At 63.0% G+C, this 11,710-nt stretch carries 12 protein-coding genes; 4 read left to right on the plus strand and 8 right to left on the minus strand.

Annotated features, from left to right (window positions below; genetic code table 11):
- Positions 1 to 290: 290 nt before the first annotated feature.
- On the minus strand, positions 291 to 977 hold the full coding sequence (locus OHA18_RS41340; protein WP_329000871.1) for a hypothetical protein: 687 nt from the start codon (positions 975 to 977) through the stop codon (positions 291 to 293).
- A gap of 142 nt (positions 978 to 1,119) precedes the next feature.
- Between OHA18_RS41340 and OHA18_RS41345 the strand changes: the two genes are divergently transcribed.
- Positions 1,120 to 1,527, plus strand: a complete 408-nt coding sequence (locus OHA18_RS41345; RefSeq protein WP_329000872.1) for a hypothetical protein — start codon at positions 1,120 to 1,122, stop codon at positions 1,525 to 1,527.
- Between the two features lie 476 nt (positions 1,528 to 2,003).
- Here OHA18_RS41345 and OHA18_RS41350 read toward each other — a convergent pair whose 3' ends face one another.
- The 7 genes from OHA18_RS41350 to OHA18_RS41380 all read right to left on the minus strand — a co-directional run bounded on the left by OHA18_RS41350 (position 2,004) and on the right by OHA18_RS41380 (position 7,132).
- Positions 2,004 to 2,720 (minus strand): TIGR02391 family protein, encoded by a 717-nt coding sequence (locus OHA18_RS41350; protein WP_329000873.1) that lies wholly within the window; start codon positions 2,718 to 2,720, stop codon positions 2,004 to 2,006.
- Between the two features lie 86 nt (positions 2,721 to 2,806).
- Positions 2,807 to 2,968: a hypothetical protein gene (locus OHA18_RS41355; RefSeq protein WP_329000874.1), complete on the minus strand. Its 162-nt coding sequence runs from the start codon at positions 2,966 to 2,968 to the stop codon at positions 2,807 to 2,809.
- Between the two features lie 645 nt (positions 2,969 to 3,613).
- The gene (locus OHA18_RS41360; protein WP_329000875.1) at positions 3,614 to 3,958 is read right to left on the minus strand and encodes a hypothetical protein; all 345 of its coding nucleotides are present in this window, start codon (positions 3,956 to 3,958) and stop codon (positions 3,614 to 3,616) included.
- A gap of 276 nt (positions 3,959 to 4,234) precedes the next feature.
- Positions 4,235 to 4,447 carry a helix-turn-helix transcriptional regulator gene (locus OHA18_RS41365; protein ID WP_329000876.1) on the minus strand — a complete coding sequence of 71 codons (213 nt, stop codon included), beginning with the start codon at positions 4,445 to 4,447 and terminating at the stop codon, positions 4,235 to 4,237.
- A gap of 355 nt (positions 4,448 to 4,802) precedes the next feature.
- Complete coding sequence (locus OHA18_RS41370) at positions 4,803 to 5,450, minus strand: hypothetical protein (RefSeq protein WP_329000877.1); 648 nt, start codon at positions 5,448 to 5,450, stop codon at positions 4,803 to 4,805.
- A gap of 208 nt (positions 5,451 to 5,658) precedes the next feature.
- Entirely contained in the window at positions 5,659 to 6,801 is a 1,143-nt protein-coding gene (locus tag OHA18_RS41375; protein WP_329000878.1) for a hypothetical protein, read from the minus strand.
- On the minus strand, positions 6,785 to 7,132 hold the full coding sequence (locus tag OHA18_RS41380; protein WP_329000879.1) for a hypothetical protein: 348 nt from the start codon (positions 7,130 to 7,132) through the stop codon (positions 6,785 to 6,787). The genes OHA18_RS41375 and OHA18_RS41380 overlap by 17 nt, the downstream gene beginning before the upstream one ends.
- Positions 7,133 to 8,191: 1,059 nt before the next feature.
- Here OHA18_RS41380 and OHA18_RS41385 point away from each other — a divergent pair.
- The 3 genes from OHA18_RS41385 (at position 8,192) to OHA18_RS41395 (ending at position 11,686) form a co-directional block, all read left to right on the plus strand.
- Positions 8,192 to 9,178, plus strand: a complete 987-nt coding sequence (locus tag OHA18_RS41385; RefSeq protein ID WP_329000880.1) for an alpha/beta fold hydrolase — start codon at positions 8,192 to 8,194, stop codon at positions 9,176 to 9,178.
- A gap of 139 nt (positions 9,179 to 9,317) precedes the next feature.
- A complete protein-coding gene (locus tag OHA18_RS41390) occupies positions 9,318 to 10,409 on the plus strand; it encodes a hypothetical protein (RefSeq protein WP_329000881.1) in 1,092 nt (363 codons plus the stop codon).
- A gap of 32 nt (positions 10,410 to 10,441) precedes the next feature.
- On the plus strand, positions 10,442 to 11,686 hold the full coding sequence (locus OHA18_RS41395; protein ID WP_329000882.1) for a cyclopropane-fatty-acyl-phospholipid synthase family protein: 1,245 nt from the start codon (positions 10,442 to 10,444) through the stop codon (positions 11,684 to 11,686).
- The last annotated feature ends 24 nt before the right edge of the window (positions 11,687 to 11,710 follow it).

The raw sequence follows: 11,710 nt of genomic DNA on the forward strand, positions 1-11,710 counted from the left end.
CGGCGAGGCCGGCGCGTGAGCCTCACCTCCGCGTCGGTCGCGCCTACCAACCTCGTTGCGCACGGCAAGCGAGCAACGAGGACCGGCCCTGCCGCCGCCTCCCCTGTCGGTGGCAGGGCCTACAAACCGCGGATTGGGGACCCAGGCTATTCGACAGTGCGCGCCGTCAGTCGAATCGTGGGCCTGACCTGGAAAACTCCTACGCAGAGGAGTCCTCAATCGCTCTCGTTGGTTCGCAGGGTTGTCATCCAAAGTGGTGGCTCTAGGCCGCTTCGGCTCCCCATATGCAGTTAGGCCAGGTCAGGAATCTGGCTGACCTGTTGCTTGACGAAAGCTATGCCAAGATCCTCGTCATCGGGAAGCATCTCTCCGAGCGTAGTGATGATGCTGGCCGCCGCGCGGCAGGCCCATGCCGCTATCTCAGGGCTTCGCAGCTCATCGAGCCACGAGGTTCCACCTGGCACATCGCCAGGCATGCGGCCCCGCGTGAGGGTGATGCGTCGCTGTTGGAGGTCGCGAACCACCCCAGACATCGGCGACACATATCCTGCATCATCGGTTCGGTCCCGGTGGCGAAGATGGACGAGGTCGTTGCGCAACTGCACCAGCTTCTTGAAATCTTGGTACGGCTGCTCACCAGGAGAGAGCGTCGTTCCGGAGAGGATCTTGAACGCCATCTGGTACTTGAGTTCGACTGGACCTTTGGCATCCTCGATCTCGGACAGCGTCCGGCCAAGGTCGGTCATCACACCGTTTTCGGTTGGCGGGGACAGCGACGTAGACCGTGCCGCCATCTCGGTGAGTTCGTTGATGAAAGCTTCGACCGACAGCGCCGCGAAGACGACGGCGACAAGCCCGTCCCCAGAGACGACGCTTGGCGAGTCCTCTCGCCAAGCAACGGCGCGCTCGTGCGCTTCGCGCGCAATCATGAGGTAGCTGAACCAATGGATAAACATGACGCCCGCGGCGTTGGTCATGCCCCATCTTCGCTGGGCGAGCCTTGGACGTACCAACTGACGCATAAGTGTCAAGTGCACGTGCAGGGCACATCGGTCATCTCCGCGTCGACATCGCATCGGTGCTGGCGCTGCCGGGTAGTTTCCGCATACGGTCTCCGCCGTGAGAGAAAAGGTGCTGAGCCTGCTGGGCGGGGCGCTCGTTACATGCATGGTCGGCGGGTTCGCGATCGCCATGGATGGCCCGCCTCTTCTCGCCTGCGCGGCGGCGGCCGCCTTCGTTGCGCTTGGCAGTGTGTTGCCAGCTCGCGGTCTAGCTCGACTCATTGTCCAGCGGCAGCGGAAGCCCTTGGACGTGGCGGGGGTAGCATTCCTCTTCGCATTTCTGGGTGTCTGGCTGGTCTGGGCAAGCACTATGGCACTCGACGCCAGCACTTCTTGGCTGCGGTTCACGGGCTGGGTGGTGCTGGCTTGGTTCAGCGCCATGGGTGCAAGTTTCGTCGCCGCTCTTCGGCACGCCGACGATCTGAGGGCGGTCCGCACCGACGACAGGCCAACTCGGAGCCGTTGACGGTTACGTGTCAAGGGCATGGACAGTCCTCCCGCATCGCCTCGATGGCCGCCGCCCTTCGGTGCGGTGCGGTACGGGTCAAGGGTCGAAGATCCCACAGGGACGCCGTAGGCGCCCTTGACATGTGCCGTGCGGACCGCGCTCTCCCATGATCGCTAGCGGGGTGATGCGGGAACCCACCGGCCAGCCGGGCCGCATGGACCAGCCGGCGAGGTGCGCGGCCGACCATTCCGGCGAGTGGTGCACCGGCAGCGCGTCGGATCGTTGATGGCGAGTTCTGCTGTCTTCGACCTGGCACCCTTTGGCACGTGCGCGCCAAGCCAAGGGACGCGCCGGAAGCGCAGCGAAGCGGGAGGCAGGCGTCCCGCCCTGTGGTGGCGGCGCACTTTCGGGCCCTGGATGGGCCCGTCTTGAGGACGTAGAGAAACTTGTAAGGCGCTGATCGGCACACGACCGCTTACCGCACGAAGGCTGCGCTACAACGGGTTGACGACCTCGGTCTCATCTGTCCAGCGGGCCACGGTCGAAAAGACGGCTAGATACTCCAAGGCTTGCTGTTCGGACCACCCCGGCTGATGCGAGTGCACAGCGACGTTGCGAATGCCTGCGTAGGCTCCCATCGACAGGAGGTGAAGACCATCCTGTCTCGACCTCCACGTAGCGGTTTCTCGGTCGTCAGGGAACCAGAGCCGAGTCCTGCCTTTGTTCGGCTTGGATGAGAACACATCTTGGACAAGCTCGCGATCGGGGTCCTTCGACTGAGCCTTCTCCTGGATCCGAGCCGTCAGCCACTTCGCCGCAGACTCAATCGCGGCCGCCGGCTCCGCGTCCCACAACGGTGCGGCAGCCTCCCATATCAACGGATGGAAGCCAGTGGCGGCAAGCGTCGGAGCCTCTGGCGCGAGCCTGGTAGCCCATTCGTTTCGGTCGCGAAGAATCCCAAGCCCCTGTATGACCCAGCGAGGCGTCTCGTTGCTTCCACGGTATGCCGGAGGGAGAAGGCCGGTCTCAGGCATGACGTCAAGCGCCGTCAGTATCCGCTCGATTGTCGGCAGCAGCTTCGTCGCGTCGTCGTTGAGCCCCTGCGCCTCGCTCGACACCGCTTCATAGGCCGCATCGCGCAGCTCGGCGTCGTACCTTTCCGCCAGGTGCAAGTACTCTGTCAGCTTTTCTTGCATCCACGCGCCATCCACAGTTCGAACGGTACACAGACCCACCTACTCGGCGAGACTGGTCTATTGCTCCGATTAGCAAGTCGAGCCGCGGTTCGACTGTGGAACTAGATCGCTAAACCCAGCATCGAGGGCAAATCCTTCATGCCGTCGATCAGGGCGGTTGCCCCGGCCGTGGGGAGATCATCGGCCTTGCCAGGCTTGTTGGCATACCCGACGCTGCGAGCGCCGGCCATTCGGCGCGGCCGATCGCGAACCAGGTCGGACACAGCCGGGTCTCGATGACACAGGACGGGTACCTCGGTCGGAAGATCAGCCACGCCCAAGCCGTCGCAGCGCTGGGGAGCGGCCCAGACGCCAGGTCGGCTGGCCAAAAAGGTGGCAACCGTGTGCGCTGAGGTGGTTGCGGTTGCGGTCATGGTCGCCCTGACCTGGGGTTTGTAGGCCCCGTGGTGTTGTGGCTCCGTGGGACTCGAACCCACAACCCGCGGACTGGGACTCCACGTTTGTGGCTATTGCGCAGTGGTCCCCGAAACTGCCGCCTGACCTGGGAACCATCACACAATGTAGTACCCAACGCTTGTCGCCACCTTGCGGCCCTGCGCAGCCAAAGAGGTGGTCAAAGAGGTGGGCTCCGGACCGCGGCTGTGGCGGCGATGTTTACGTTCGACCTGGCCGTGTTCGGGGCGATCCCCAGGAGTTCGTATTACCGCGCTCGCCCGGCAGTGCACCTTGCCGAACGCGACTGAACGCGATCGAACTGCAGCCGGAGCTGCAACCAAGACGACCCTACGGATCAGTGCGACGGCCTGATTGCTTGGTCCTGATGAAGGCGAAGACGAAGCAGCCGATGGCGAAGAGTGCGAAGGGACCGCTCGTCGCAGCGAGCCCGCTCGCGAAGGATTGCCCGTCATTCAACTGGTCGGTGGCATGCTGGTGCGTATGTCATTGGGGTCGATTGTGACCTGGACGAGCTGCCCGACCTTGGCGCCGAGCTGGTTGCTCTCGGCGAAGTCCACATCGACTAGCTGGCCATCTGGCAGGGTGGCGCGAACCTCTAGCGACTCATTCGATCTGCTGTATTCGGTCACCTCGGTTACGGTGGCGGTCACCTGCTGGCCTCTGGCCCTGAGGATTGCCCGAGCGTCGTACTCGTCTATGACGTTGCTCATGAAGACACCGGCCAATACAAGGCCGGCAACCCCAAGGAACGCCGGGACCAACCACCCGCGTCGCTCACCTCGGAACAACCGATGCATGAGGCTCAGTGTGTCCGATCCTGCGGGGACTCGCGTCACTGACCGCCGGTCCCGTCTGAAGCACCTGGGCAGTCCTCGGCGTCGCTTTGATCGGCCCCTGACTCCTTCCATGCCATGGGCGCTATCTGGACCGCCTTTGGCGCGAGCCCGGGAAGCAGCAGGCGCCCAACTGACGTGACCAGCGCCAGTTGGCGGCCCTGAGGATCTCCGCCGAGCGGTCGTCTTTGTGTGTTCCGGAGGCCACCGTACCGTCGGCTGCAGTGTGAGTAATCTCGATCATTGGTCCCACCTCTCATCGAGGATCTGGTCGGTCAGGTTGGCGAACCACGCGATGACATCGGTCGCCCGGTACCGCAGGTGCCGGCCAACCTTCTTGCCCGGTGGCCCGTAGCCCAGAGTTCGCCAGCGATACAGCGTCCGCTTGGGCACGTTCAGGTACGCCGCGACCTGGTCGATGTCCCACAGTGGATCAGAGTCAAGAACCGACATCGGTACCTCCTGAGGGCGACCGGTCATCTGATTCACACTCAGAACTGGCTCGCCGCTCGGAGTCTGATTTCACGACGCGTCGGAGTTCACGAACCGACCAGCCAAGGATTTCCGCCGCAACCTCAGCAGACCTGCAGACCCGGGCGAGCTCGGCAGTCTCACACGCCCATGCCGCCTCAGCATCAGCGACACGTTCGTCGTACCGCGCTATCGCGTTCGCCTTCGCTTCGATCGCACGATCGAGTGATGTTCGGGCCTTGATCGTCCGGTCCGTCGCCGCTTCGATCCTCGCCTGCCGTTCACGCGCTCGCCGCAGCGCAGCGACCCTCTCATTGGCTGCCATGCCCGAGTCGCCTCACAAGGCCGGGCCGTCGACATCGGGTGTCAGGAAAGTCGAGTCGAGCGGGCGCGCCGGCACCGGGCCGAGCGGGGCTCGGTTGATCTTCAGGTATTGGTCGATCCGCTTCGAGTCGTAGTCGGTGAGACCTTCAGATGAGTCACTAGTCGGCCTCACATCGACGGCGAATCCACTTGCCGCGGCTTCCCGCGACAGCCCGTCCCATAGCCCTCTCGCAGCAGTCTCGGAGGCCGGTGCCGGCGGACGAGGCAAATAGATCGGCTGGCCTTCCGTCGCGGTCACGTCGTACACCGCGCCGACCTGGAAGCCGATCACCTGCTGCTCGACCAGGCCCTCCGCGTCGTACTTCCGGCCGGCGGCTTCGAGCGCGCCGGACAAGGCTGTTCTCGAACGAGTCGGCCTGAGGATCCGGATAGCCTGCCCTGTCCGCACTCGCCGCCCAAGCTTCTCCCACATCTGCGCATGTGCCACCCAGCTGGCCTGTGGCATCTGCAGGTTAATCAGAACGATGTTCCCGAAGCCGTAGGTGGGCAACAACGCCGCGACCTCCAGCCACTTGCTCCAGTCAGATCCCCTGTGCAGCTTGCCAATCTCCGCATCGAGCGCGCGGTGGAGATCCTCTGCCCGCACCTGTCCTTTGCCCACAGCAACCTCCCGATGAATCGGTTCTGAGGCTCAACGGACAAGGTCGGCGAACTCCTGTCCTGGATCCGCGATCCGGTACGTGCCATCGACGTACGGCTGCGGAATCCGCATCCCTAGTTCCGCCGTACGACGGGACAATGCCGACGTTCCTGCAAGTCGACGGGCGACGTCTGAGGCAGCCTTCAGATGGTCGGCAGCGTCCGCCAAATCATCTCGCAGCTCGTCGAAGCAGCCTGCGAGGTCTGTACGCACCCACCTCGCCTGCAACGGACGTGAGCCACCAACTGGGCGCCGGAGGTAGAAGATGTCGACTCGGGGCCTCCTGCCGTGGAACGAAGAGGCGTCCGGCACCGATCAGCCAGCTCACGGTTTGCTGCTGATTCCGGCTGACCTGTTCCGTACACCAGAGGAGCTCGTCGGCGACATCCAGGAGTCCTGCTGCGGATCGATGGTCGGGGACCAACTCACGGGCAGTGCGAAAGCCTCGCTCGTCTCGAGTGATGCGATCGACCGCACCCTTCAAATCGAGGAACGCGACCTCCCCCTGGGAGTCGCTCAGACCGCTCAGATCAGACAGTCGTCGTCGCCAGGTGCTCTCGACACGGCCGGCACTCGCGCCGAAACCTCGCAGTTCACTGATGATGACCTTCAGATCGCGCCGCTCACGCGCGTCCAGCCCCGAAGCCGGCGCCGACAACAGAGACGTTGCCAGATGACAGACATAGCCGCCAACGGTACGGAGCTGTGCAGTCGTCGACCGCAAATCGCGCGTCAGCACAGCCGCCGGAGGCATCAAGGCGTGCGCACGCTCCCACCGGGCCGCTGCCGGCCCGATCATCGATCGAGCGTCGGCCAGGACAGCAGGACCCCCGGCCGCGAGACCAGCCAACCCACCGAGACCAGTACGCCGTACGTCGGACCCAGCGATGTCAGCCAACTCTCGCATCACAGAGCGCAGATGCGTCCGCTCGGCGTCGAAGGACCACGTGTTCCGAAGGACGACCTTCGCGGCCATCAGCGCGATGGCTGCGACCTCAGATCGTGCCGCGACCAAATCCTCACCGACGTTGAGCGCCGTCGCCGCGGCTGCATCCTCGACCGCCAGCAAATCAGCAGCAGCACCAATCGCCTGCGCCACACGTCCAAGCGCATTGTCCGAGCGCTTGCCGGGTGGACACTCCCAGGGCTCCGTACTAAGACGTCCGCGCAACCACCGCAGGTGGTACTTCGTCGCAAACAGCACCGCCTGCCAGTCTGCGAGCACCTCGGACTCATCCGGATAGGTCCCCCGCTGCGCGCTGACCGCGATCCGCCTTGCCGTACGCAACAGATCCTCATACGTCGCCCGCATCACGAACCCTCCGGATATCACCCGCGGCCGTCCGCAACGCGTCCCCCAACGCTAACCGCCAACTCAAGTCCTCGATCGACACGTCGATCTGATCCGCCAACCCAGCCGCCTCATCCAGCAACGCCGCTGGGTCATCTTCAAGCTCGCCCTCGTACCTGTCGTACGGCATGACGTCGAGCAACTCACACAACCGATACCTGCTGAACGCCGTCATCGCCCATCGCCCATCGGCAGCCTTCGCCTCAAGCGCCTCAACGATCGCCTCAGCACGAGTCGCCAACTCAACCACCCGCCGCCGCACGTCGTCGCCGTTCGCGGTCTTCTCATCCACCGAGAGCCTCCGTTCCAGTCGTCAACCCCGAGGCCCAGGACTTCTGATCCCAGACCACGGCGACTCAACGGATGCCACAGGCAAACTTTGGCTGACCAGCTACGGCCCCCCAAGACCAGGCGGCGCAACGACCCCATGGCAGGGCACCACCGATCGCCGCCCAGTCGTTCGAGCAAGGAACGCACAGCTGGCAACCTGGTTGCCAGCCTCTGAGACTGAGCAGCTGCGACGCAGTGAAGGCGGATCCCAGCGGGCTCTCGGAGATGGTGTAGATCTCTTGCAGCGTCGCCGCGAGAGCAGGGCGGACGGGCGAATATGCCTTCTGATCTGCGATTTCGTTCTTCGTCGATGATCAGCGGTGATCATGCTTTGTCGGTGTTCCACGGAGCAGGAATTTGCCTGAGGCAATCTTTCGACAGCCGTACGTTGATCATTCCATTGGTACTCCCGATGTGGCGACACCGTCACAGCTTCGATCGGACGCGCCGACCGAGCCGTGGCGATTCCCACGCCTGGCCGCGCGGCCGCGCGCGATCACCTCGTCACCTCGGCCGGCGACCTCCACGGGTGCTCTCCGCTGAGGTACCGGGCACGGTGGCGCGGCCGGCTTCGAGTCGATCCGTCGGTTCGAGCCAGTTGAACACCTACACGCGTTGTTGCTTCCGATCGCTGTTGCTCACTTTCTGGGGTGGCGTCTGGTGTGCGTCGTCGGCTGAGACATCTGAGACATTCTCCATCTCTCCGCGACGTGTCGCGCGACCACCGCTGAGCCAGATCATCCTCCAGCCCAGACCCGCTCTTATGCCACGAGCCAGCGGGATCACGCCCCTTGTGGAGTCACCCGGCATCTCTCCGTAACGTTGAGTCGCATTGTCCCGATACTGGTAGCGGGGGGTGAGATCCGCCCTGGCCTCAACGTCCAGGGCAATACCGAGTGAAGCCGCTGCGCGATGAACGACAACAAGCCACCGACGGTCTTCGGGCATTGCTCGAGGCGCGCCCTTCGGGTGCCCAAATAACGCTCTTCCTCGCGGCCGACGTGGGCGCTGGACTCCAGCGATGCGAATGATCCACCATGCGACCACGCGTGGAGGATCTTCTCCGCGGTTCAATCAAGGCGGAAACATGATGCAAGCCTGCGAAGGCTACTGTCCGAAGGACATCGTTCGACAACTGGATTTGCTCGGATTCGAATCTCGTCGAGCCTGCACGCCCTACGGCGCGGTGCAGTTCTATCTCTCTCGACCGACCGCTGGACGAACGTGCACCCTGTTGCTGCACGGTGTCGCGGCGGATGCGACCACCTGGACGCCGATGCTGCAGTGCGCTCGCGAACTCGACATCGATCTGGGCAACGTACTCGTGGTCGATCTGCCGGGCTTCGGACGGTCCGAGAACCGCCTCGACACGATGGATATCGATGAAGTCTGCAGCATGTTGATGGGCCAGGTGGCGGCAGCCGGATTCGAGCGCATCCGCCTTGTGGGTCATTCCATGGGAGGCTTCCTCGCCTTGGATATCGCCTCCAAGCACCCAGAGCGAGTGACGTCCGTCCACGTAGCCGCAGGCGCCTACTTCGGAATTCTGAACGCCATCAAAGCTCCGATCAGAAGTCTGGTTAGAACTCCGCGGACGGCGATCCTCTGGAATTCGTACTACGCCTTGTGTCTTGCGGGCCTGGCCGGAACAGTCGCCGTGCGAGCGGCAAGTGCAGTAGTCGGTCCACGCTGTGTAATCGCACCATTCGTCGCCAAGCCCGCGCGGATGCGGCGCCAAGTCGTCGAGACCCTCATCACGCAATTGAACCCGAGGGGCGTCGTGCTGACCGCGCGCAACGGGCCGGGATACAACGCAACAAAAACCTGGGGTGCCATCAAAGTGCCACTGACGGCCGTCTTCGGCAGCGCCGACCATTTGGTCACAAACAAGGACGCAGACGAATTGAAGCGCACTAATAACCATGCGAGAATTGAAACCGTCCAGGACGCCGGCCACTTGATGATACTCGAGCGCCCGGCAACGGTCCTGCGTGCATTGGACCTCTAACATGATCCCAAGGGCTTGCCGAGGCACTTACGAGAAGCTCCGGACTCTCGCTAGGACGTTGCTGCCCGTCAAGGGCTCCAGTCGGCGAGGTGACAATCTCAGGCTCGCACTGTGGCCACTCGGGACCTTCCTCACCACCTTGATCCTGACCGGCGCCTACAGCGTCGCCAGGGAAGACGGGTGCCAGGGATTCAGGGTCTTCCTGGCGTCACTGTTCTTGCGCCAAGGAGAACCAACCAATTGCCTGAGCGTGCCCTTCCTGGTGGATATCCCGACAGTCCTCCTTTCCTTGACAGCGCCTTTTGCGGCCATCTCGTACCTCGTCATCATCAGACGGCTCGAGACCTTGATCCAGGACCTGCAGCGCACCGGATTGGCTCCGAAGGACAGCGCCAGCACAGCGGGTCGCCGCAGCATCGCCGAGGCGCTCGACAGGTACATACCCCGCGGCTGGCAAAGCGCGTTGATATTCGCCATTTCCGTCATGATGACCATCTGGTTGTACAGCCGCAACCTGGAGTCGGGTGGAATCTTTCAGGCCCTGGCAAATCCAGCCGCCCCGGAGGCGACTCTCCGAGATCGCTGGTGGGCTAACTACCATCATCATGTCATCCTGGCAATCTACTGCGTCGGGGTCGGCGCGATCGGCGTCCATTTCACCCTCACGAGCGCTTGGCTCTATGGGCTGGTCGGGCGATACTTCGTGTCCGCTCGAAATGAACCAAGATTTCACGCCCGCTACGTACCTCGCTGGCGTGACCGCAGCTTCGGCTGGGCTCCGGCAATCGGTTTGATCATGCTGAGCTATGCGACGACAATCAATTTCGCAATTTCTATGATCGCCGTGTTCGACATGCTTCAGACAGGGTCGCTCAATCGAACAGTTGCCGGCGTCTTCGCAGTCATCGGGGTTATCACCGACCTGACGTTCGTCATAATGACTCTTCGCGCTGTCATTCAGTCGCACAAGCGCGTGCGGGCTGAAGTGCAACAGTTCGTCACAGAGCGCATCTCGCACGCGGAACTCCGGCGTCGACAGTCCTCGCGCAGCAGCAAGGGTCAGGCCCCCCGAGGCGGCATTGCCGGCTCGGACGTGGACGTCGTGCTGGCCGCACGAGACGCAGAAAACTGGCCGCTCTTGCCGATCTCGAATCCAGCAGTCGGATTGCTGAAGATCGCGCCCGGCCTCTACGCGATTTTCCAGCTCATCCGCACGCTGGGTGGCAGCTAGCCCGACCGACATCCGAGAACCAGGCAGGGATCATGGCGCGACGCAACGACCAGGTAGCTCTGGGGCCGAACTGGGATCATCTCACCATTCGGCCACTGGGACAGCCATTGGCAAAATTGGTACTGGCGGCGTTTTCCAGAACCATGGATCGCGACCGTCAGGCGATGCTGTCCGGACCAAAGCCGCTTCGAAACCACAATGTTCCGGCAATCACGGTCGTGGATGCAGGCGATTTCAGTGCCCGTCTGCTCCGTGACGGACTGCTTGGATTCGGGGAAGCCTTTATCACCGGGTCGTGGCGCGGCGGCGCCGGCGCCGGCGATCTTCGTGGCGAGACCGATGCGGTCGTGGAGTGGCTAACCGTCTACGCCGATGCTCTTACATCGAGGGAGACTGCGCGCGCGATGGCATCGAAAGTGGGCTGGCGTTGGCGGATGCCGACAACTGCCAACAATTCGAGGGAAGACGCAAGGCAGAACATCGCGCGACATTATGACCTCCCGGTCGAATTCTTCCGCCTCTTCCTGGATGACGATCTGACGTATTCATCCGCAGACTACCGGCACGCCGCGACACTCGAGGCCGCACAGGCGGCGAAGATCGAGGGGATCCTTGACCTCGCGGAAATTAGCACCGGCGGCCGACTTCTGGACATAGGTTGCGGCTGGGGAGCCCTGCTGTCCGCCGCAACTCAGAGAGGTGCCTGCGCCGTCGGTCTCACGATCTCGCGCAAACAGTTCGACCATTGTTCGAAGCGTCTGGCGGACATTGGCAGCGCGAGCGTAATCCTCGAAGACTACCGGGATCACCGCGACGCCTACGACTCCATCGTCTCGGTCGAGATGCTCGAGGCAGTGGGATCCAAGTCCTGGGCCACCTACTTCAAGCAGTTGGACCAACTTCTCAAACCCGGAGGAACTGCCGTTGTCCAAACCATTACATTTCCCGATCACCGCATGAAACGCTCGCTGGGAAACTACTCATGGGTCGACCGATACATATTCCCAGGTGGTGAACTGATCAGCCTCGAAGAGATAGGCCGGATCGTCTCCCGCGAAACCTCACTGGAACTAACGGCGACCGTCCGCCTGACCGCGTCGTACGCGACCACGTTACGCGAGTGGCGACACCGCTTCTGCGACAACCTGGACTCGGTTCGTTCTCAGGGCTTCGACGCAGGATTCACGCGGATCTGGGCACTGTATTTGGCATACTTCGAAGCCGCGTTCCGCGCACGCTTCCTCGACGTCTGGCAGTGCCAACTGAAGCGCCGCTGACGAGCCAGCGGGGCTCCGATCTCC

Source organism: Kribbella sp. NBC_00709, from assembly GCF_036226565.1.
In the GTDB taxonomy this organism is placed as follows: Bacteria; Actinomycetota; Actinomycetes; order Propionibacteriales; family Kribbellaceae; genus Kribbella.

What these genes read in the sequence shown, in the direction of transcription:
- OHA18_RS41340 (WP_329000871.1), bottom strand. Translation starts at nt 977, where the DNA reads ATGACCAACGCCGCGGGCGTCATGTTTATCCATTGGTTCAGCTACCTC.
- OHA18_RS41360 (WP_329000875.1), bottom strand. Translation starts at nt 3,958, where the DNA reads ATGCATCGGTTGTTCCGAGGTGAGCGACGCGGGTGGTTGGTCCCGGCG.
- OHA18_RS41365 (WP_329000876.1), bottom strand. Translation starts at nt 4,447, where the DNA reads ATGTCGGTTCTTGACTCTGATCCACTGTGGGACATCGACCAGGTCGCG.
- OHA18_RS41375 (WP_329000878.1), bottom strand. Translation starts at nt 6,801, where the DNA reads ATGCGGGCGACGTATGAGGATCTGTTGCGTACGGCAAGGCGGATCGCG.
- OHA18_RS41385 (WP_329000880.1), top strand. Translation starts at nt 8,192, where the DNA reads ATGCGAATGATCCACCATGCGACCACGCGTGGAGGATCTTCTCCGCGG.
- OHA18_RS41395 (WP_329000882.1), top strand. Translation starts at nt 10,442, where the DNA reads ATGGCGCGACGCAACGACCAGGTAGCTCTGGGGCCGAACTGGGATCAT.